Raw genomic sequence first — 20,732 nt, forward strand, 5'->3', positions numbered from 1 at the left:
CCATGCCGAACTCTCCGCTGCGCCAACTGAAAGAGACCGATTTCCTGGCCAAGGGATCGGAGCGTCACGTCTTTACGCTCGACGACAGCGGCCGGGTTCTGGTGAAGGTCATGCGGTCGAAATACCTGCGGAAGATCCGCATGGTCGACGACCGGTCCTTCTTCGGATGGCTCAAGATCCGCCGCGCCTACGCGCTGTTTCGCCGGGAACAGAAAGCGCTGAGTGACGTGATGCTGCGCGCCGCGATCCGCGAGGATATGCCGCCGGTCCTGTCCTTTCGCGGATATATCCTGACCGAGAAAGGTCTCGGCCAACTTGTCGAGACGATCCGGGATGCCGACGGCAAGGTCGCGCCCAGTCTTTCCGAACAGCTTCAGGCTGGTCCGTTGACCCCTTCGCAGATCGACGCTCTCAACGAGTTCGCCTCCAGGATTTACGATTGGCACGTGGTTGCCCACGATCTCGGGCCGAAGAACATCGTATGGAATGCCGAGGACGGACGTTACATCCTGGTCGACGGCTTCGGCGACCGCTCGATCATTCCGCTCAAGACGTGGAACCGGCGGTTGAACAATCGGCGGCTCGACCGGGCGTTTCGGGAAATGGCGGAGACCTCCGGGCTGGACTGGGATCGTGCCGAACGGAGGTTCCGGCATGGCTGAGAATGCGCCCGCCGCACCGATGATGAACGACACCCTCCGCGCCACGCTCTGGATGACGGGTGCGATCGCCTCCTTCATCTCGATGGCGATTGCCGGACGGGAAGTCAGCTTCGAACTCGACACGTTCGAGATCATGCTCTTCCGGTCGCTGATCGGGATCGGCATCGTCTTGGCGCTGTCGTCGCTGACCGGGCGCCGCCGCGAGATCCGCGCGCAACGGATGGGGCTGCATCTTATCCGCAATATCAGTCACTTCACGGGCCAAAACCTGTGGTTCTATGCGATCACGGTGATCCCGCTCGCCCAGGTCTTCGCGCTGGAATTCACCTCGCCGATCTGGGTGATGCTGCTCTCGCCGCTCGTACTCGGAGAGAAGTTGACGAAAACCCGTGGTATCGCGGCTCTGGCGGGTTTCCTCGGTGTCTTGATCGTCACGCGGCCGTCGCCCGAAACCTTCGATTGGGGGCTTGTGGCCGCGGCGGGCGCGGCGGCCGGGTTCGCAGGCTCCGCTGTTTTCACGCGTCGCCTGACGCGCACCGAGAGTATCGTGTCGATCCTTTTCTGGCTGACGGTCATGCAGGCAGCCCTTGGCGTTCTCTGCGCCGGTTTCGATGGTGACATCGCCCTGCCCTCTGCGGAAAGCTGGCCTTGGGTGGCGCTGATCGCGATGGCGGGCCTCGTTGCGCATTATTGCCTGACGACCGCGCTGAGCCTCGCCCCGGCCACCGTCGTCATGCCGATCGACTTCACGCGCCTGCCGCTCATCGCGCTGGTGGGATGGCTTCTATACTCCGAAGTGCTCGATCCGTTCGTGCTCGCGGGTGCCGCCGTGATCTTCGCGGCGAATTATTACAACATCTGGTCCGAGACCCGCCGAAAGCCCGCTCCCGCCCTGTGACAGAATAGTGACGTTACGGCGCTCTGCGTCAGCCTGACGCGGGGTCAGATTTGCCGCGATTCCCTCCCGGGTTGTAGCGTGAGCAAAGGAGGAGTCTCCGAAGGGATGAGGAACACCATGAAATATGCACTTTTGAGCGCGTCCGCGCTGGCCATTTCGGCAGCGTCGGCACATGCCGCGGGGCTCGACCGCTCGGGTCAGTCGATCGCATCGATTTTCGCAACGGACAACACGGCCAGCCTGAGCTTCGGCTACGTGATGCCGAGCCTGACGGGTGAAGATATCGGTGGCCCCGGCGATTATGATGACAGCGTCGGCGAGAACTATTCAGTTATCGGTTTGAGCTACACCAATGCGGTGAACTCGGCCTTCAACTACTCGGTCATTCTCGATCAGCCTTACGGGGTCGATATCGATTACGGCGCTGATCCGACTGCGTCGAACCTCGGCGGGACAGCCGCCGACCTCGACAGCAACGCGGTCACGTTTGTCGGTCGGTATCGCTTTAACGAGAACTTCAGTGTGTTCGCGGGTATCAAGGCGCAGCGCGTGAAGGCTGATGTAACTCTCAACGGCCAAGCGTATACGCGAGGTTTTGTACCTTCCGCAATTTCAGCTCAAACGTTTCAACAACCGAGCCTAGAGAATCCAGCCCCTGTAGCGTTCGGTTCAGATCAAACTCCCGAGCAGATTCAGGCCGCGCTGGCCAATCCGAATACTCTTCAAAGCCAAATCGCAGCAGCAACGCAGGATGGTATTGCCACCGGCGGCGGCTACAACTTCGATATGGATCAAAACACCCAGCCCGGCTATCTCGTCGGTGCGGCCTACGAGATCCCGGATATCGCCTTGCGTATCTCAGGTACCTATCAGTTCGAGATTGAGCACACGGCTGACTACGACGAAAGCGTTGGCGGTACGGAGGTGAACTCAGGAGAGATCGACTACATCACCCCCGCGTCTTTCAACCTCGAATTCCAAACCGGTATCGCACCGGGCACGCTTCTGCTGGCCAGCTACCGTTGGACACAGTTTTCTGAAGTCGACATCGTGCCGGAACAACTCGGCCGCGATCTCGTGAACCTCGAAGACGGCCACCGCTACACGCTCGGCCTTGGCCGCGCTTTCTCCGAAGAGCTCTCGGGCTCGGCGACGATCATCTATGAGCCGAAGGGCGATGATCTCGTCTCGCCGCTCGGGCCGACGAACGGTCTTTGGGGGCTCTCCGTCGGTGGACGCTACACCAACGGCAACATGAACATCTCCGGCGGCCTGAACTACTCCTGGGTTGGCGATGCGGACGCGGAAGTGGGCGGCAACGCTGTCGCGAGCTTCGAAGACAACCATGCCGTCGGCATCGGCCTGCGCGCAGAAGTGACCTTCTAAGCGCGGCTCGCTTGAGAGACTTGACGCCCGGCCCGAAACGGCCGGGCGTTTTTCTTTGCGCAGGTTTCGGATCGCGGCAGCCTCGCACCGCGACTAGACATGCCTCATGACACCGCAGACCGACATATCCCCGCGCGCCTGGGCCGAGCTTTTTCTTCTCGCGCTGATCTGGGGCGGCTCGTTCCTTGCGATCCGCACCGCGCTCGACGAAATCGGGCCGCTGACCTCGGTCTTCTTCCGTGTGAGCCTTGCCGCGCTTGCGCTCTGGGTCTGGATCTGGGCGCGCGGGCTGGCGCTGCCGCGCGGCGCAGCGCTCTGGCGGGCGGGGCTGGTCATGGGGCTGCTCAACAACGTGCTGCCTTTCTCGCTCATGGCGTGGGGGCAGCTCCATATCCCCACCGGGCTGACCTCGATCCTGAATGCCACCACCGCCGTCTGGGGGGCGCTGATCGCGGCGCTGGTCTTTGCCGACGAACGCCTGACACCGCGCAAGATCGCTGGCGTTAGCCTCGGCTTTGCCGGCGTGATCCTGGCCATCGGCCCCGATGTGCTTGACGGAATCTCCGTCGCCGATCTTGGCCAGATCGCGGTGGTGGCGGGCACGCTGTCCTACGCGCTTGCCAGTGTCTGGGGGCGTCGGCACCTGAGCGGCGTGTCGCCCGAGGTGGCCGCGGCGCTGATGCTCACGGGGGCGAGCGCGGTGATGGCCCCGCTGATGATGGCGACCGAAGGCGTGCCGCAGCTCGCGATGGCCCCGAGAACCATCGTGTCGGTGCTGTATTACGCGCTCGTCGCGACGGCCTTTGCGTACTTGCTCTATTACCGCATCCTGAAAATGGCCGGTGCCTCCAACCTGATGCTCGTCACGCTGCTGATCCCGCCGGTCGCCATCACGCTCGGCGCCTGGGTGCGCGACGAACGTCTGGAGCCGACCGCCTTCTTTGGCTTCGCGCTTCTTGCCCTGGGGCTCCTGGTGCTCGACGGTCGCGCCGCACGATGGCTTCGAGCGCGCCATGCGGGAAAGATTTGACGCCTCACGCGCCGCTCTTTACCCATCGCCGAACGATGAGCACGACACGAGGCACCGCGAAATGGCGCTACTCTACGAGACTGCGGATGATTGGCGCGGAGCGGCGGAAAAGCACGTCCTCCTTTTCGCGATGTCCGGGCTCGGCAAGACGCATGTCGCCAATATCCTGCGCGGCGAAGGCGACTGGTTTCATTACTCGATCGATTATCGCATCGGCACCCGCTACATGGGCGAATACATCGCCGACAATGCCAAGCGCGAGGCGATGAAGAACCCGTTCCTGAAAGAGCTTCTGCTCTCGGATTCGATCTATATCGGCTCCAACATCACCTTCGACAATCTCGCGCCCGTCTCCACCTATCTCGGCAAGCCCGGCGATCCGGCGCTCGGCGGCATGGATATCGATACCTACCGCCTCCGGCAGGAGCAGTTCCGCCGCGCAGAGATGCAAGCGCTGCTCGATACCGGCTATTTCATCGATCGGGCGCGGGATCTGTATGGGTATCCGCATTTCGTCTGCGATACCGGCGGATCTATCTGTGAATGGGTCGATCCGGCCGATCCCAGGGACCCGATCCTGTCGGAACTCTCCAAGCGCTGCCTGATCGTCTGGATCGAAGGCTCGGATGCTCATACCGAAGAGCTCATCCGCCGCTTCGACCGCGCGCCGAAACCCATGGCCTACCAGCCGGAATTCCTTGAACGCGCCTGGTCGGACTACCTGATGCAGATGCAGGTCGCGCCCGACAAGGTCGATCCGGACGCCTTCATCCGCTGGACTTACGCGCAGGCCCTGGCTCATCGGCAGCCGCTCTATGCCGAGATGGCACGAAACTGGGGCGTGACGGTCCGGGCGGAAGACATGGCCGAGGTGCGCTCGGAGGCGGGGTTTGTCGACGTCATCGCCCGCGCTCTTGAGGATCGGGCGAAAGGCGCTTAACTCCGGTCTCTCCACAGACCCCGAGGTTCCCATGCCCATCAAGCTGCCCCGCACCCTGCCCGCCTATGACGTTCTCGGCCGCGAGGGCGTCATGGTCATGGGCGAGGATGCAGCGGACCAGCAGGATATCCGGCCTTTGCGGATCGGGCTTCTGAACCTCATGCCCAAGAAGATCCAGACGGAGACGCAATTCGCCCGCCTGATCGGTGCGACGCCGCTTCAGATCGAGCTGTCACTCATCCGCATGACGAGCCACGAGACGCGCAACACCGCCGCCGATCACATGGAAAGCTTCTACCGGCCCTTCGAAGAGGTCGCCGCAACGGACGAGAAATTCGACGGGCTCATCATCACCGGTGCACCGATCGAGCATCTCGATTACGGCGACGTCACCTATTGGGACGAGCTCACCCGCGTCTTCGACTGGACGCAGACCAACGTGCACGCGACGATGGGTGTCTGCTGGGGCGGGATGGCGATGATCAATCATTTCCACGGCGTGCCGAAGCACATGCTCGAGGCCAAGGCCTTCGGCTGTATCCGCCATTCCAACAAGGCCCCGGCTTCGCCCTATCTGCGCGGTTTCTCGGACGATATGGTGATGCCTGTCTCACGCTGGACCGAAATCCGCCGCGAGGATATCGCGGCCGCCGGTCTCGATATTCTGATCGACAGTGAGGAGACCGGCCCCTGCCTGGTGGAAGACCCGGAGCATCACGCACTCTATATATTCAATCATCTCGAATACGATTCCGGCACCCTCAAGGAGGAGTACGACCGCGACGTGAGCCAGGGCAAACCGATCAATGTCCCGGCGAATTACTATCCTGGCGACGATCCGACCCGGACGCCGCAGAACCGTTGGCGCAGTCACGCGCATCTTCTTTATGGAAACTGGATTTCCGAGATTTACCTGACCACTCCATACGACATGTCCGAGATCGGCCGCTCCGTCACCGACCTGAGAAAGTAGGCGTAACCCATTGTCTTTGTTTTCCAAGTTCCTCACCGGGGCCGCGCTGATGACGCTCGCGGCCTGCGCCGCGGTCGGCACAACGGCATCCTCGCGCAACGACGAGACAACCGAGACATGGCCGCCCATCGGAGAGTTCGTCACGCTTGAGAATGGTCGCCGCGTTCACGCCTTCCAGACAGGTTCCGGCCCGGATCTCGTGCTGATCCACGGCGCGAGCGGCAATGTGCGGGACTTTACCTTCTCATTCGCCGACCGCGTGAAGGATCGCTACCGCGTCACCGTCTTCGACCGCCCCGGTCTCGGCTATACGGACCGCGCCAATGCGCGCGTCGAGGGTGCGTTCAACAGCGATGCAGAGACGCCCTACGAACAGGCGCTGATGCTCAAGCAAGCGGCCGAGAAACTGGGCGTTGAGCGGCCCATCGTGCTCGGTCATTCCTATGGCGGCGCGGTGGCGATGGCCTGGGGTCTCGAATACGAGCCCGCCGCGCTGGTGGTCGTCTCCGGCGCGACGATCCCCTGGTCGGGCGGGCTTGGCGCGCAATACAGGCTTCTCGGATCGTCGCTCGGCGGCGCGATCATCGCGCCAATCGCCACCGCCTTCGCCACGCGGAGCCGCATCGACACTGTCACCGAGGCGATTTTCGAGCCGCAGCCCGTGCCCGAGGGGTATCTCGACTATGTGGGGCCAGGCCTTACGCTGAAACAGACCGCGATCCGCGCCAATGCGCGTCAGGTCAATAACCTGCACGAACAGGTCAGCGAGATGGCCCCCCGCTACGAGACGGTCACCGTGCCGGTTGAGATCGTGCATGGTGCTGTTGATGAGGTGGTGCCGCCCCAGGTTCATGCGGAGCCGCTGAACAACCTTCTTCCAAACAGTAATCTCACGCTTCTCGAGGGGATCGGACACATGCCGCATCACTGGGCCCCCGAAGCGGTGGAAGCGGCCATCAACCGCGCAGCGGCGCGCGCAGGTCTGCGCTAGACGTTTGCGTTAAGCCTTTTCACATTCCATAGTCGCCAGACCCGAGCGACTTGCGGAGGCCACACATGTCCACACCCTTCGACGGTGCGATCAGCGCGTTTCACGAACAGGAAGCGCCCGATGATCTGCGCCGCGTCCTCGATGGAGCCAAGAAGGACGACATGCTCGATCCCTCTTATCCCTATGACGAGCGGATGGATAAGGACGCGTACGCGGAGGCGCTCGAGGCACTGCAGATCGAGCTTGTGAAAATGCAGGCCTGGGTCAAGGCAACCGGCCAGCGCATCGCCATCGTCTTCGAAGGACGCGATGCCGCTGGAAAAGGCGGCACGATCAAGCGCTTCCGCGAGAACCTTAATCCGCGTGGCGCGCGTATCGTGGCGCTGTCCAAGCCATCCGATACCGAGGCGAGCCAGTGGTACTTCCAGCGCTACGTCCAACACCTGCCCGCCGCCGGAGAGATCGTGTTCTTCGACCGCTCCTGGTATAACCGCGGCGTCGTGGAGCATGTCTTCGGGTTCTGCACGCCCGAGGAGCGCGAGCTTTTCTTCCGGCAAGTCCCCGATTTCGAACGGATGCTCGTCAATGACGGGATTCGTCTTACCAAGCTTTGGCTCAATGTCGGACGCGGCGAACAGCTCCGCCGCTTTCTCGAACGTGAAAGCGATCCGCTAAAGCATTGGAAACTCTCCTGGATCGACGTCGAAGGGCTTAAAAAATGGGACGCCTACAGCGACGCGATCCGCGAAACGCTGGAGCGGACGGACACGCCTCACGCGCCTTGGACTGTGATCCGCACCGACGACAAGCGCCGTGCGCGGATTAACGCGATCCGGCACGTTCTGTCGGGCCTCGACTACGATCAGAAGGACGAAAAGGCCCTTGGCGTCGTCGATGCCAAGATCTGCGGTGGGCGTGACATCTGGAATGACTAAGCGCGGCTATCATCATGGCAATCTCAAACAGGCGCTTGTCGAAGCGGCACTTGGGCTCATCGAGGAGCGCGGACCGACCGGCTTCACCCTCAGCGAGGCGGCAAAGCGCGCGGGTGTCACGCCAGCCGCGGTGTACCGCCATTTCGATGGGCGCGAGGCGCTGATCGCGGAAGCGGCCCGCCAAGGCTACGAGATCTTCGTGGACGTGATGGAATACGCCTACAATTCCCGCCAACCCTCGGCGCTGGCCGCTTTCGAAGCCACCGGCGAGGCGTATCTCGCTTTCGCGCGGCGCTATCCGGGCCACTACATCGCGATGTTCGAATCCGGCGTCTCCGTGAACCAGTCTCCCGCGCTCGCGCAGGTTGCCAATCGCGCTTGGGGCGTGCTCGAACGCGCCGCTGCGGATCTTTCGCAGCACATTCCTGCAGACAGGCGTCCTCCGGCCCAGATGTTCTCGGCGCATATCTGGGCGATGTGCCACGGGGTGGTGGAGTTGTTCGCGCGGAACTCTCCGGGCAACAAGTCACCGTTTCCCGCGGACCAGCTTCTCGAGACCGGAATCGGGGTTTATCTGCGCGGCCTCGGGCTCATTCCGCCCGACAATTGATGCGAAACATAAGCCGTATACGCCAAGATATTATTATCCAATAATATCTTGGCTCACCCCTTGTTCTTTCCCAGGTGCTTCTTGAGTGCGCCCGCGTTCTTCACCTTGCGCCCTTTATAGGGGTTCCGGTCACCCTGACCGCGCATGACCAGTCGAATGGGTGTGCCCGGCATATCAAAGTCGATGCGTAACCCATTGACGAGATAGCGTGAATAGCTGTCCGGGATCTTGTCCGGGTGAGAGCACATCACCACGAAATGCGGCGGGCGCGTCTTCGCTTGCGTCATGTAGCGCAGCTTGATCCTGCGGCCCTGCGGTGCCGGGGGCGGATGCGCCTCGACCATCGCGCCGAGCCAGCGGTTCAGCCGCGCCGTGGAGATACGCCGGTTCCAGACGTCATGCGCCTTCATCACCGCTGCATGCAGCCGGTCGAGCCCGCGCCCCGTCTTGGCCGACACCGTGACGAGCGGCGCGCCGCGCAGCTGTGGCAGCAGCCGTTCGAAGGCTTCCTTCATCGCGGCGAGCTTCTCGTTCTTCTCGTCCTCGAGATCCCACTTGTTGACCGCGACAACGACCGCACGGCCTTCTCGCTCGGCGAGGTCCGCAATCCGAAGATCCTGCTGCTCGAACGGGATCGCGGCATCGAGAACGACGATCACGACCTCGGCGAACTTTACCGCGCGCAGACCATCCGAGACCGAGAGCTTCTCGAGCTTGTCCTGCACCTTGGCCTTCTTGCGCATCCCCGCCGTATCGAAAATCCGCGTCGGCGTGCCCTGCCAGTCGAGCCGCAGAGAGATGGCATCGCGGGTGATCCCGGCTTCGGGGCCGGTCAGAAGGCGGTCCTCGCCCAAGAGCTTGTTGATAAGGGTCGACTTGCCCGCATTGGGCCGGCCTACCACCGCGACCTGCAACGGCTTTTCATCCGTCGGGACCGGCACGGCTTCATCGGCCTCTTCGGAGACCGGCAGGCTCACCTCCGGCTCGGCGGCCTCGGCGGCGCTCAGCGCGGTCTCGAAACGCTCAGAGATCGGCAGCAGCGCGGAATAGAGATCCGGCATCCCCTCGCCGTGCTCGCTCGAAATCGCCAGCGGCTCGCCAAGACCGAGATTCCAGGCCTCGAGCACACCCGCCTCGGCGGCGCGCCCTTCGGCCTTGTTCGCCACGAGAATGACCTGGTCCGCACGTTTGCGCAGGATGTCCGCGAAGATCTCGTCGACGGGAGTGATGCCGGTGCGCGCATCGATCATGAAGAGGCACACGTCGGCATCCTCGACCGCGCGTTCGGTCAGCCGCCGCATCCGGCCTTCGAGCGAGTCGTCAGTCGCATCTTCAAGCCCCGCAGTATCGACCGCGATGAAGTTGATGTCACCCAGCCGTGCTTCGCCTTCGCGCAGATCGCGCGTCACACCGGGCTGGTCGTCCACCAGCGCAAGGCGCTTGCCCACAAGCCGGTTGAACAGCGTGGATTTGCCCACATTGGGGCGGCCAACGATGGCGAGTTTGAAGGACATGGGCGGGCAGCCTCGAAAAGGTCGCGTCAGGAGATGCGCGACCTAATCCATTTCAGCGCGCGGGGAAAGGGGTCAGCGGAAGGCGTGCAGCGTACCCTTGCGCGAGACCACATACATCGTGCCTCCCGCCACGATAGGCCGCGTGGTGGCACCGCCGGGGATTTCGGTCGATCCCGCAAGCGCGCCGTCCGATGGTCGGAAGTACCGGATCAGACCGTCCGATGAGGCAACAGCGAGATGACCACCGACGAGGATTGGACCGTGATTGGCGTAAGACTTGTCGCGCCGGCTCATGGGGCGACGGGTCGGCACCCAACCCGGCAGATCGACTGCCCAGACCCGTTCGCCGGTCGCCGCATCCACGCGGACAAGCTCGTTGAGATCCGAGACGAAGTAGACGGAGTCCCCGGCTGCCCAAGGCATGTCGAGCGCACCTTCCTGGATGGTCCAGCGACGCTCGCCCGAGAAGAGATCGAAGGCCGCGAACCGCCCCGAATGGCTGCCGGCATAGACCGTATCGCCCGCGATCAGCGGATCGCCCGAGATATCGTCGACCGAGGAGATCGCCCGTCCGGTGCGCCGTCCGGCCAGATCGGCGGACCAGAGCGACAGACCGCCCTGCTGGAAGGTCGATTGCATCGTGCCCGACCCGAAGGAGAAGACGACGCGATCCCCGCCAAGCGCCGGGGCCGGTGCGCCCGCAACGTTGTTGATGTCGCCCGAAAGACCTTCGAATTCCCAGCGGACGCGGCCATCCTCCGCCTCGATCGCCCAGGCGTTGTTGTCGCCCGAGGTGACGTAGACAAGCCCGTTCGACACGGTCGGCGCGCCCGTCGCGGTCGCGTTCAGGTCCTGCTCCCAGATCTGTCCTCCCGAGCCCGCATCGAGCGCAGTCAGGGTGCCAAAGCCCGTGGAGACGTAAAGGACGCCGTTCGCAACGGCGAGACCGCCGCCCTGCGCCTGGCTTTCCCGGTCGCGTGGCGGCACCAGGGAGCGGGACCAGACCGTCGCTCCGTTATTTGCCGTCGCCATCACGGTGAAATCGGAGGACATCGTGTAGATGCGCGCACCATCCGTGACCGGATCGACGTTGAGCCGCACCTTCCGGCTGTCGCCTGCGCCGATATTACTCGACCAGACCGGCGAGAGCGGCAGGGAAAGCTGTGCATGCGTGGTGCGGAACGCAGGCGATACGGCGCTTTGTGACCAGGCGGCATTGACTTGTGCGGCAGGCAGGCTCGCGGCCCGGCTCGAATTGGCCGGTGGCTCGTAACGGTAGGGATCGGCAGCGCCCGTCGTCAGCACCTCGCGCAAGCCCAGGCGTTCGCCGGGAAGGATCGCTTCCCGCTCTGTGCAGGCCGCAAGGAATGTCAGGCCCGCAAGCCCCGCAAGTATCGTCGTTTTCCGCACGCCTCAGCCCTCGTTCGTCGTCTTGTTCGTTCCCGCGAGACGGGATCCTAGCCGGTGCCGAGCTCGCCCCCGAGCGCAACAATCAACTGAGACGCCCGCTGGCGCAAGCCCTGCGTCACCTCGGAATCGGTGAGGATCGCGTTCAACCGCTCGAGCGCCGCCTCGCGGTTGCCCGTCTCGATCTCGATCAGCGCCAATTGTTCGGCAGCCAGAAGGCGCAAGGGATTGCCCCCCTGGGCCAAGGCCTCGAAGCCTTGGCGGCGCTCGGCCGCATCCATTGTCGCGGCGCCTTCGGTCAGGGCCTTGAAGCTCGCGATATTGCGGTAGATCTCGGCGGCATCGCTGTTGGTCGCGACCGCTTCGAGCGCCTCGATGGCGGCTTCGGTCTGGCCTGCCTCGGCGCTTTGCCCGGCCTCGATCATGTTGAGCATCGCCTCTGCGCCGGCATTCGGCGCCTCGATCTCTGCCAGTGCTGCCGCCCGCTCTTCGGCATTCTCGGTCTCGAGGGCACGAAGGATCGACGAGCCGAAGGCCTGGGCCTGGGCCTGCCTTTGCGCGCCGGACCATTCGCGCCAAGCCGCGCCCCCGACGATCAGCACAACGACGAGGATCGCGATCCAGCCATAGCGGCGCATGTAGGAATAGAGCCGTTCGCGCCGGACCTCTTCGGTCACTTCATCGATGAAGCTGTCGTTGTTGCTCACGGCGCACGGCCTCCCTGCTCTCTGGCATTTGCGGTGCGTGCATACACGCCGCGCCCGAACCTCACAAGCGCGCCGTCCGGGCGTGGTTTTCCTGCGACAAATGAGAGCAATCGCGGCGCTTTTCGCCTCACGCATGCGTGAAAACGGACCCGGATCTTGAAGCAAGGTTGCGGCGCCCCTAATCTGAACTCATCAGTTCAGCGTATTTGCGCAAGAGCGACTTTGATGATTTATGCCCGACAGGGCCGCTGCCACGTTCAGGACGACGATACTCATGCGACTTCTTCCCATCCTGACCGCGCTCGTGGTCGCTGCCGTTCTTTACGGCGTGGTCATCGAACGCGACCGACTTTTGGAATTCGCGCGACAGGCCGCACCGGCTGCGCCGGGCGCCGAGCAGGCAGAGACCGCTGGCGCCGTGAACACGGAAGAAGCGGAGACAGAAGTCGATGTGCCGGCCAATGAGGCACCCGATGGCGCGATCAAGGTCATGGCCCGCACCAGCCAGGCCCAGGAAATCGACGCGCAGGTGCTCGTCCGCGGCGAAACCGAAGCCGCCCGCATGGTCGAGGTGATGGCCGAGACGACGGGCCGCGTTGTGTCAGAGCCCTTGCGAAAAGGCGCGTTCGTCGAAGACGGCGAAATTCTCTGCCGTCTTGATCCCGGCACCCGAGAAGTCAGCCTCGCAGAAGCCGAGGCCGCGCTTGCCGACGCCAGAGCGCGTGTTCCCGAAGCCGAATCCCGCATTCCCGAAGCCGAGGCGCGCGTCGCCGAAGCTGAAGCCGCACTCAACGAGGCCAATATCAACGCCAACGCGGCGAACAGGCTGTCCGAGAGCGGCTTCGCATCGGAAACCCGCGTGGCCTCGACCACGGCAGGCGTCCGGTCGGCTGAAGCGGCCGTATCGAGCGCCCGCGCCGGGCTCGAGGCGGCCCGCTCCGGTCTTGAAAGCAGCAAGGCCTCCATCGAAAGCGCCGAGGCCGCGGTGGCCCGCGCCGAGGACGAGCTTGAGAAAACCACGATAAAGGCCCCCTTCGCGGGGCTGCTGGAAAGCGACACCGCGGAGCTTGGCGCGCTCATGCAATCGGGCGGTATGGGAGGCGCGCCCTGCGCCACGATCCTGCAGCTCGACCCGATCAAGCTCGTCGGCTTCGTGCCCGAGACGGAAGTCGGACGGATAGAGGTCGGCGCCCGCGCCGGTGCCCGGCTCACCGAGGGCGGCGATATCGAGGGGCGCGTGACCTTCGTCTCCCGCTCCGCCGATCCGCTGACCCGCACGTTCCGCGTCGAAGTTACCGCGCCCAATGAAGGGCTCGGCATTTCCGCAGGACAGACCGCCGAGATCGTGATCGAGGCCGAGGGCGAGCTCGCGCATCTGTTGCCGCAATCGGCGATGACGCTGAACGATGATGGCCAGATCGGCGTGCGTACCGTCTCGGAGGAGGACACGGCCCTTTTCATGTCGGTCGAGATCCTACGCGACACCGCGCGCGGCATCTACGTGGGCGGCCTGCCCGAGACGGTGGACGTGATCCTCCTCGGCCAGGAATACGTGACCGATGGCGTCGCCGTCGCGCCCTCCTACGAGGAGATCATCCAGTGACCGGGATTGTCGACTGGGCCGCGTCCCGAGCGCGGATGGTCCTCGCCTTCATCGCGCTGTCGCTGATCGCCGGGGCCTTCGCCTACGTCACCCTGCCGAAAGAAGGCGAGCCCGATATCGAGATTCCGGCTCTCTTCGTGTCGGTGCCCTTCCCCGGCATCTCGGCCGAGGACAGCGAGACGCTGCTCGTCAAGCCGATGGAGACGGAGCTTGTCGATCTGGACGGGCTCGACCGGATGTCCTCGACCGCCGCCGAAGGCTATGCGGGCGTCGCGCTCGAATTCGAGTTCGGCTGGGACAAGACAAAGATCATGGCCGATGTCCGCGACGCGATGTCGAACGCGGAAGCCCAGTTCCCGAGCGGCGCGGAGCAATATTCGATCAACGAGATCAATTTCTCCGAATTTCCCATCGTCATCGTCAACCTGACAGGCCAGGTGCCCGAGCGCACCATCGTGCAGGTCGCGCGCGATCTGCAGGATCGGCTCGAAGGGCTCGACCCGATCCTAGAGGCGGCCATCGCCGGGGACCGCGACGAGATGCTGGAAGTCGTGATCGATCCGCTCCGGCTCGAGAGCTACAACGTCACCGCGAGCGATCTCATCAACGCGGTTCAGAACAACAACCAGCTTATCGCCGCAGGCGAGGTCGAGACCGAGAACGGCGCGTTTTCCGTCAAGATCCCGTCGAGCTTCTCAGATGCCCGGGATGTCTACGATCTGCCGGTCAAGACGAATGGCGACCGTGTCGTGACGCTCGGCGATATCGCGCGGATCAACCTGACCTTCGAGGACCGCACCTCGACTGCCCGGTTCGACGGCGAGAATTCGGTGGCTCTGCAAGTCGTCAAACGCAAGGGTTTCAACATCATCGACACGGTGGACGAGGTAGAGGCGACCATTGCCGAGGCCCGCGCCAACTGGCCTGCCGAACTCAGCGCGTCCGTCGATATGGGCATGTCGAACGACCAGTCGCGGCAGGTCGCCTCGATGGTCAGCCAGCTCGAGGGCTCGGTCCTGACCGCGATCGCGCTGGTGATGATCGTGGTTCTCGCGGCGCTCGGCACGCGGCCCGCCTTCCTTGTCGGTTTCGCGATCCCGACTTCGTTCCTGCTGTGCTTCGTGCTCCTCGCGATCATGGGCGTCGCGGTCTCCAACATCGTCATGTTCGGACTGATCCTCGCCGTCGGGATGCTGGTCGATGGCGCGATCGTGGTCGTCGAATATGCCGACAAGCGCATCTCGGAAGGCTCCGGTCCGATGAGCGCCTATGTCGAGGCAGCCAAGCGCATGTTCTGGCCCGTCGTCTCCTCTACCGCGACCACGCTCTGCGCCTTCCTGCCCATGCTGTTCTGGCCCGGCGTGCCGGGCGAGTTCATGGGCATGCTGCCGGTCACGCTGATCTTCGTTCTGTCGGCGAGCCTCGTTGTCGCGCTCGTTTACCTGCCGGTCATGGGCGGTGTGACGGGCCGCTTCTCGCGGACGCTGAACAATGCCACCGAAGCCCTGCGCCGCACCCTGCCCTGGATCGTGCGCGCGCTTCTCGTCCCGGTCGTTCTGTTTGGCCTGTTCGTCGGCGCAATGATGGTGCTGAACCCCGCCTACCTGTTTCCGCCGGTGGCAGACGGCTGGGCGGGCCGGATGCCGGGCGTCGTGCTATTCCTCATCTTCTCGGTTCTCGCCTCGATCGTGATGGACGCCGCCGCGATCCGCCGTCAGGAAAAGCGGATTCGCGCGGGCTATCGCCGCTCGCCCTTTGGCTGGTTCATCACCGCCATCGTCGCGAACCCGGTCGGCCCCATTGTCTCCATCGTCGCGGTCGGGGCCTTCGTCGTGACGACCTTCAGCTATTTCGGCGAGAACAATAACGGCGTCGAGTTCTTCGTGGAAAGCGAGCCAGAGCAGGCGCTCCTCTATGTCCGTGCGCGCGGCAATCTCAGCCTCGCGGAGAAGGATGCCCTTGTGGCCCGCGCCGAGGAAATCGTGATGGCCCATCCCGGCACGCGCAACGCCTTCGCATTCGCGGGCGATGGCGGGCTCTCATCGAACACGGGCGGAGCAGAAGCGCCGAAGGACACGATCGGCCAGGTTCAGTTCGAAACGATCCCCTGGGAAGACCGCAAGGACGACCCGGCGCTCGACGGCGATCGCGTGATCGAGGAGCTCTCCGAACAGCTCGCCGCGATCCCCGGCATTCAGACCGAGGTGATGAACCTCGCGATGGGCCCGGCCTCGGCAAAGCCGGTGCATCTCCGGATCAAGGGCGACGACTGGTCCGCACTCCTCGACGCCACGACCCGTGCCCGCGAGGAATTCGACCGCACGCCGGGCTTGACCTTCATCGAGGACAGCCGCCCCCTGCCCGGCATCGACTGGCAGATCGATGTCGACGTGGAAAAGGCCGGCCGCTACGGCGCGGATGTCGCGACCGTCGGCGCGATGGTGCAGCTCGTGACGCGCGGGCTTCTGCTCGACACGATGCGCGTGGACAGCTCGGACGAGGAAATCGACATCCGTGTGCGCCTGCCCGAGGAGAACCGCGTCCTTTCCACGCTCGACACGCTCAAGGTCCGCACTGCGGACGGGCTCGTGCCGCTGTCGAATTTCATCACCCGCGAGCCCGTCGCCAAGCTCGCCGAGATCAGCCGCGTCGATCAGAAGCGCTATTTCGATGTGAAGGCGGATGTCGCGCCGAACCTCTTCAAGGCGGTCACAACCGGGGACGACCCGGAAACGCTGGCGACCCTGAGGGGGCTTGAGGAAGGCAGCCCAGATGGCGGCACGCGTATCACCGGAGCGAACGGCGCCGACTTCGGGATTGTCGCGCTTGGCGACGGCGTGGAAGCCTCGGAGGTCGAGAGCGGGCTGCAAGGCGCATCGCTGACGCTGGTGCCGATCACGCCAAACGAACGCATCGCTGCCCTTACCGAGTGGCTCGAGGCGAATCCGCTCGGTCAGGGGCTCGACTGGGAATGGACCGGCGACCAGGAGGACCAGGCGGAAAGCCAGGCCTTCCTCGGCCAGGCCTTCCTTGCCGCGCTCGGGCTGATGTTCATCATCCTGCTGGCTCAGTTCAATTCCTTCTATAACGCGGTGCTCGTGCTCCTGGCGGTCGTTCTGTCGACCACTGGCGTCCTGATCGGGATGCTGGTGATGGACCAGACCTTCTCGATTATCATGACCGGCACCGGGATCGTCGCACTCGCCGGGATCGTGGTGAACAACAACATCGTTCTGATCGACACCTACCAGGAATACGAGCGGTACATGCCGCGCATCCAGGCGATCATCCGCACCGCGGAAGACCGCATCCGCCCGGTGCTGCTCACCACGATCACCACGATGGCGGGCCTTGCGCCGATGATGTTCGGGCTTAGTCTCGACTTCTTCGCAGGCGGCTATTCCATCGACAGCCCGACCGCGCTGTGGTGGAAGCAGCTCGCTACGGCTGTCGTCTTCGGGCTTGGCATTGCGACCTTCCTGACGTTGCTCTTCACGCCCTCGATGCTGGCGCTCCGGGTATGGGTCACGACCTATGCGCGCTGGATCGCTCGGCTTCTCGCACGGCTGTCGATGGGGCGGTCGAGCCAGGCGGCGCGGGACTGGGCGCTCAACCGCGAGGCGCGGCGCGTCAAGTCGCCGACGATCCTCTGGGAAGAGGCCCCGGACCAGGTTGGCGACACCCCCCGCGATTTGCCGCTGCGCGCCGCCGAGTAGAGCCGCTGGCCCTCTCCGTCCCGGCGCGGTAGGAGGGCCGGCGAGCGACGATCAGGAGAAAGAATGCCACCCGACACGCCCGGCGCACACAGCCGCGACGCGGCCGATATCGCCCGCGAGGAGCGCCGCTCCGGCCTCCGTACGATCCGCAAGGCCGCGCCGCATCTCTGGCCCGACGACAAGCCCTGGGTGAAGCGCCGCGTCGTGATCGCCCTGTCCTTGCTTGTCGTCGCCAAGATCATCGCCGTCATCACGCCCTTCTTCTACAAGGCGGCCGTGGACGCGCTCTCGGGCGACACGCCGACGCCGGAATGGGCGCTCGGCGCTGGCGCCGTTGCACTGACCGTGGCCTATGGCATGTCGCGCCTGATGAATACGGGCTTCCAGCAACTGCGCGACGCGGTCTTCGCCAAGGTCGGCCAGAACGCGCTCCGAAAGCTGGCGCTCGACACGTTTCGCCACATCCACGCGCTGTCGCTCCGCTATCACCTGACGCGGCGCACGGGCGGACTTAGCCGGATCATCGAGCGGGGCGTGAAGGGCGTCGACTTTCTCCTGCGCTTTCTCGTTTTCTCTATCGGGCCGCTCATTCTCGAGCTGACGCTGGTCGGGCTCGTGCTGCTGTTTCTTTTCGATGTCTGGTACCTTGTCGTCGTCGCCGCAACGATCGGCGGCTATGTCTGGTTCACCTTCAAGGTCACCGAATGGCGCGTGAAGCTGCGCCGGCGGATGAACGATCAGGACACCGACGCCAACCAGAAGGCCATCGACTCGCTCCTGAACTACGAGACGGTGAAGTATTTCGGCGCCGAGGACCGCGAGGCACGCCGCTATGACAGCGCGATGGAAGGCTATGAGCGCGCAGCGGTGAAGACCGCGACCTCGCTCGCCTTCCTCAATTTCGGCCAGGCGCTCATCATCACCACAGGTCTTGTCCTGGTCATGGTCATGGCCGCGCGCGGCGTGGCGGCGGGCACGATGACCGTGGGCGATTTCGTCATGGTCAACGCCTACATGATCCAGATCATCACGCCGCTCAATTTCCTCGGCACGGTCTACCGGGAAATTCGTCAGGCGCTCGTCGACATGGGCGAGATGTTCGACCTGCTCGAGCAACCGGCGGATGTGAAGGAAAAGCCGGACGCCGCGCCGCTCGAGATCTCGGGCGGACGCGTCTCGTTCGACGATGTGCGCTTCTCCTACGATGCGGATCGCGACATCCTCAAGGGCGTCTCCATCGAGATCGGTCCCGGCGAGAGCGTGGCACTCGTCGGCCCGTCCGGTTCCGGCAAGTCCACGATCGGACGGCTTCTCTTCCGCTTCTACGACGTCACCGGAGGTGCGATCCGAATCGACGGTCAGGACATCCGCGACGTGACACTAGAGAGCCTCCATTCGGCCATCGGCGTCGTGCCGCAGGATACCGTGCTCTTCAACGACACGATCCGATACAACATCGCTTATGGCCGCGAGAATGCGAGCCAGGCCGAGATCGAAGAGGCCGCCCGCGCCGCGCAGATCCACGACTTCGTGCTGTCCCTGCCCGACGGCTACGAGACCCAGGTCGGGGAACGCGGCCTCAAGCTCTCGGGCGGCGAAAAGCAACGCGTCGGCATCGCCCGGACACTGCTGAAGAACCCCGCGATCCTACTTCTGGACGAGGCGACATCTGCGCTCGACACCGATACCGAGGCCGGTATTCAGGATGCACTCGCGCGTGCCGGTGAAGGCCGCACCGTCCTGACCATCGCGCACCGGCTCTCGACCATCGCCGATGCGGACCGGATCGTCGTTCTGCAGGACGGGCGCGTGATTGAGGAAGGCACCCACGCCGCCCTTCTGGAGCGCGCGGGCCGCTACGCGCAGCTCTGGGCCCGCCAGCAGGCCGAGGATGACGCCGCGTGATGGCACGGAAAGACTATCCCGAAACACCGGACGGGCGGTATTTCGTCGCCAAGGCGCGACTTTGGCGAAAGACGGACCCGTCGCTGTCCGACAGCGCGCGCCGCGCGGCCGTCAAACGGCTCATGCAGGCACGCCGCGCCGTGGGCCAAGCCGACACCGAAGCCGAGGAGCGAGCTGCCCGCGACGCGGTGGACACGGCAAAGCGCGAACTTGGTGAACGCGGGCCGGTTTGGTGGGACGATGGCGCACCGGATGAGGGCGGCAAACACCCGAAGAACTCGTCCTACGCCGATTGGTGGGGCGGGCTATCGCCCGAAGAGCGCCAGAAGGGGGAATAACGGCCTCTTTGGAAGCTGCCGCGCACAGCTATCTGCGCGCGGCGCTTCGTCAGGTCAAAGCGCGGTCCAGCCGCCGTCGATCGAGATCGTCGTGCCGGTGATCTGCGCGGCCTCCGCCGAGCACAGGAACACAGCCGTCCCGCCGATCTGTTCGACGGTCGCGAATTCCTTGGAGGGCTGGCGTTCGAGAATGACCTTCTCGATCACCTCCTCCTCGCTCATGTCGTATTTCTTGGCCGTGTCGGGGATCTGGGCCTCGACGAGCGGGGTCTTCACGTAGCCCGGGCAGATCGCGTTGACGGTGATGTCCTCCTTCGCGGTCTCGAGCGCGACGGTCTTGGTCATGCCGACGACGCCGTGCTTCGCGGTCACGTAGGCCGACTTGTAGGGCGATGCGGTCAGACCGTGCGCCGAGGCGATGTTCACGACGCGGCCCCAGCCGGCCTTGCGCATCATAGGCAGCGCGGCGGCGGTGCAGTGGAACGCCGAGGACATGTTGATCGCGATGATGGCGTCCCACTTGTCGGCCGGAAATTCGTCGATCGGTGCGACATGCTGGATGCCCGCATTGTTCACGAGGATGTCGCAGGCGCCTGCCTCCTCGATGAGCTTGCGGCATTCCTCGCCTTTCGACATGTCGGCCTTGATGTAGCGCGCGGTCACGTTGTGCGCCTTGGCGATCTCGTCGGCCAGCGCGTGATCCTCGTCATTGTCGGTGAAGGAATTGAGAATGACATTCGCCCCGGCCCCCGCGAGCGCCCGCGCGACGCCGAGGCCGATGCCCGAATTGGATCCAGTGATGATGGCGGTCTTGCCAGAAAGGCTCATGGCGAAATGCTCCCGGTATCGTGACGGCCCGCGCTTCGGCGCGGACGTGCTGCAACTGCAAAACTATCGCGCGCGAGCAGCCGGGGTTCCAGATCGCAGAGAGGCTCAAGATAAAAAAAACGCCGGCACAAGGCCGGCGTTCAGTTATTGAGGCAGGTTTCATACAGGCAAGAAACCTATCGAGCAGTGCCCCTTTGATAAGCGAGATTACCCCGACTGCCAAGCTAAAAGTTTGATAACCCCTGAATCCCCCGTTACTTTTGACGCCAACAGAACAAGGGCAGACAGG

Annotated in this window: 17 protein-coding genes; 13 read left to right on the forward strand and 4 right to left on the reverse strand. The window is 64.0% G+C overall.

The features are described 5' to 3' along the window. The first annotated feature begins 2 nt into the window (after positions 1-2). The 9 genes from BM171_RS13155 to BM171_RS13195 all read left to right on the forward strand — a co-directional run bounded on the left by BM171_RS13155 (position 3) and on the right by BM171_RS13195 (position 8,425). Positions 3-662, forward strand: a complete 660-nt coding sequence (locus BM171_RS13155; protein ID WP_093013168.1) for a YrbL family protein — start codon at positions 3-5, stop codon at positions 660-662. Positions 663-684: 22 nt separating this feature from the next. Beyond that, positions 685-1,560 carry a DMT family transporter gene (locus BM171_RS13160; RefSeq protein ID WP_093013325.1) on the forward strand — a complete coding sequence of 292 codons (876 nt, stop codon included), beginning with the start codon at positions 685-687 and terminating at the stop codon, positions 1,558-1,560. Positions 1,561-1,677: 117 nt separating this feature from the next. Beyond that, a complete protein-coding gene (locus tag BM171_RS13165; RefSeq protein WP_175497552.1) occupies positions 1,678-2,946 on the forward strand; it encodes an OmpP1/FadL family transporter in 1,269 nt (422 codons plus the stop codon). 106 nt (positions 2,947-3,052) lie between these two features. Further along, a complete protein-coding gene (locus tag BM171_RS13170) occupies positions 3,053-3,976 on the forward strand; it encodes a DMT family transporter (RefSeq protein ID WP_093013174.1) in 924 nt (307 codons plus the stop codon). A 61-nt stretch (positions 3,977-4,037) separates the two neighbouring features. Then, complete coding sequence (locus tag BM171_RS13175) at positions 4,038-4,916, forward strand: ATPase (protein ID WP_093013177.1); 879 nt, start codon at positions 4,038-4,040, stop codon at positions 4,914-4,916. A 31-nt stretch (positions 4,917-4,947) separates the two neighbouring features. Next, entirely contained in the window at positions 4,948-5,889 is a 942-nt protein-coding gene (locus BM171_RS13180; RefSeq protein ID WP_093013180.1) for a homoserine O-succinyltransferase, read from the forward strand. 49 nt (positions 5,890-5,938) lie between these two features. Continuing rightward, positions 5,939-6,880 carry an alpha/beta fold hydrolase gene (locus tag BM171_RS13185; RefSeq protein ID WP_093013328.1) on the forward strand — a complete coding sequence of 314 codons (942 nt, stop codon included), beginning with the start codon at positions 5,939-5,941 and terminating at the stop codon, positions 6,878-6,880. Positions 6,881-6,945: 65 nt separating this feature from the next. After that, the gene (gene ppk2, locus BM171_RS13190; protein WP_093013183.1) at positions 6,946-7,815 is read left to right on the forward strand and encodes a polyphosphate kinase 2; all 870 of its coding nucleotides are present in this window, start codon (positions 6,946-6,948) and stop codon (positions 7,813-7,815) included. Then, entirely contained in the window at positions 7,808-8,425 is a 618-nt protein-coding gene (locus BM171_RS13195) for a TetR/AcrR family transcriptional regulator (protein WP_093013186.1), read from the forward strand. The genes ppk2 and BM171_RS13195 overlap by 8 nt, the downstream gene beginning before the upstream one ends. A gap of 53 nt (positions 8,426-8,478) precedes the next feature. Here BM171_RS13195 and der read toward each other — a convergent pair whose 3' ends face one another. From der to BM171_RS13210, 3 genes are all read right to left on the reverse strand, one after another. Next, the gene (gene der / locus BM171_RS13200; protein ID WP_093013189.1) at positions 8,479-9,939 is read right to left on the reverse strand and encodes a ribosome biogenesis GTPase Der; all 1,461 of its coding nucleotides are present in this window, start codon (positions 9,937-9,939) and stop codon (positions 8,479-8,481) included. A 72-nt stretch (positions 9,940-10,011) separates the two neighbouring features. After that, entirely contained in the window at positions 10,012-11,349 is a 1,338-nt protein-coding gene (locus BM171_RS13205) for a PQQ-like beta-propeller repeat protein (RefSeq protein WP_093013192.1), read from the reverse strand. A 47-nt stretch (positions 11,350-11,396) separates the two neighbouring features. After that, positions 11,397-12,053, reverse strand: a complete 657-nt coding sequence (locus BM171_RS13210; protein ID WP_093013195.1) for a tetratricopeptide repeat protein — start codon at positions 12,051-12,053, stop codon at positions 11,397-11,399. Positions 12,054-12,327: 274 nt separating this feature from the next. Between BM171_RS13210 and BM171_RS13215 the strand changes: the two genes are divergently transcribed. The 4 genes from BM171_RS13215 to BM171_RS13230 all read left to right on the forward strand — a co-directional run bounded on the left by BM171_RS13215 (position 12,328) and on the right by BM171_RS13230 (position 19,615). Further along, complete coding sequence (locus tag BM171_RS13215; protein WP_093013198.1) at positions 12,328-13,656, forward strand: efflux RND transporter periplasmic adaptor subunit; 1,329 nt, start codon at positions 12,328-12,330, stop codon at positions 13,654-13,656. Then, positions 13,653-17,372: an efflux RND transporter permease subunit gene (locus tag BM171_RS13220; protein WP_093013201.1), complete on the forward strand. Its 3,720-nt coding sequence runs from the start codon at positions 13,653-13,655 to the stop codon at positions 17,370-17,372. The genes BM171_RS13215 and BM171_RS13220 overlap by 4 nt, the downstream gene beginning before the upstream one ends. 63 nt (positions 17,373-17,435) lie before the next feature. Further along, positions 17,436-19,277 (forward strand): ABCB family ABC transporter ATP-binding protein/permease, encoded by a 1,842-nt coding sequence (locus BM171_RS13225; RefSeq protein ID WP_093013204.1) that lies wholly within the window; start codon positions 17,436-17,438, stop codon positions 19,275-19,277. Beyond that, a complete protein-coding gene (locus BM171_RS13230; RefSeq protein WP_093013207.1) occupies positions 19,277-19,615 on the forward strand; it encodes a hypothetical protein in 339 nt (112 codons plus the stop codon). Before BM171_RS13225 ends, BM171_RS13230 begins: the two co-directional genes overlap by 1 nt. Before the next feature lie 54 nt (positions 19,616-19,669). On the opposite strand, the gene BM171_RS13235 is transcribed toward BM171_RS13230, so the two are convergent. After that, on the reverse strand, positions 19,670-20,443 hold the full coding sequence (locus tag BM171_RS13235) for a 3-hydroxybutyrate dehydrogenase (RefSeq protein WP_093013210.1): 774 nt from the start codon (positions 20,441-20,443) through the stop codon (positions 19,670-19,672). Positions 20,444-20,732: the final 289 nt, after the last annotated feature.

Origin of the sequence: Roseivivax halotolerans (genome assembly GCF_900115815.1) — a bacterium.
In the GTDB taxonomy this organism is placed as follows: Bacteria; Pseudomonadota; Alphaproteobacteria; order Rhodobacterales; family Rhodobacteraceae; genus Roseivivax; species Roseivivax halotolerans.

What these genes read in the sequence shown, in the direction of transcription:
- BM171_RS13225 (WP_093013204.1), top strand. Translation starts at nt 17,436, where the DNA reads ATGCCACCCGACACGCCCGGCGCACACAGCCGCGACGCGGCCGATATC.
- BM171_RS13170 (WP_093013174.1), top strand. Translation starts at nt 3,053, where the DNA reads ATGACACCGCAGACCGACATATCCCCGCGCGCCTGGGCCGAGCTTTTT.
- BM171_RS13155 (WP_093013168.1), top strand. Translation starts at nt 3, where the DNA reads ATGCCGAACTCTCCGCTGCGCCAACTGAAAGAGACCGATTTCCTGGCC.
- BM171_RS13160 (WP_093013325.1), top strand. Translation starts at nt 685, where the DNA reads ATGAACGACACCCTCCGCGCCACGCTCTGGATGACGGGTGCGATCGCC.
- BM171_RS13165 (WP_175497552.1), top strand. Translation starts at nt 1,678, where the DNA reads ATGAAATATGCACTTTTGAGCGCGTCCGCGCTGGCCATTTCGGCAGCG.
- ppk2 (WP_093013183.1), top strand. Translation starts at nt 6,946, where the DNA reads ATGTCCACACCCTTCGACGGTGCGATCAGCGCGTTTCACGAACAGGAA.
- der (WP_093013189.1), bottom strand. Translation starts at nt 9,939, where the DNA reads ATGTCCTTCAAACTCGCCATCGTTGGCCGCCCCAATGTGGGCAAATCC.
- BM171_RS13185 (WP_093013328.1), top strand. Translation starts at nt 5,939, where the DNA reads ATGACGCTCGCGGCCTGCGCCGCGGTCGGCACAACGGCATCCTCGCGC.
- BM171_RS13230 (WP_093013207.1), top strand. Translation starts at nt 19,277, where the DNA reads ATGGCACGGAAAGACTATCCCGAAACACCGGACGGGCGGTATTTCGTC.
- BM171_RS13175 (WP_093013177.1), top strand. Translation starts at nt 4,038, where the DNA reads ATGGCGCTACTCTACGAGACTGCGGATGATTGGCGCGGAGCGGCGGAA.
- BM171_RS13235 (WP_093013210.1), bottom strand. Translation starts at nt 20,443, where the DNA reads ATGAGCCTTTCTGGCAAGACCGCCATCATCACTGGATCCAATTCGGGC.
- BM171_RS13195 (WP_093013186.1), top strand. Translation starts at nt 7,808, where the DNA reads ATGACTAAGCGCGGCTATCATCATGGCAATCTCAAACAGGCGCTTGTC.
- BM171_RS13180 (WP_093013180.1), top strand. Translation starts at nt 4,948, where the DNA reads ATGCCCATCAAGCTGCCCCGCACCCTGCCCGCCTATGACGTTCTCGGC.
- BM171_RS13215 (WP_093013198.1), top strand. Translation starts at nt 12,328, where the DNA reads ATGCGACTTCTTCCCATCCTGACCGCGCTCGTGGTCGCTGCCGTTCTT.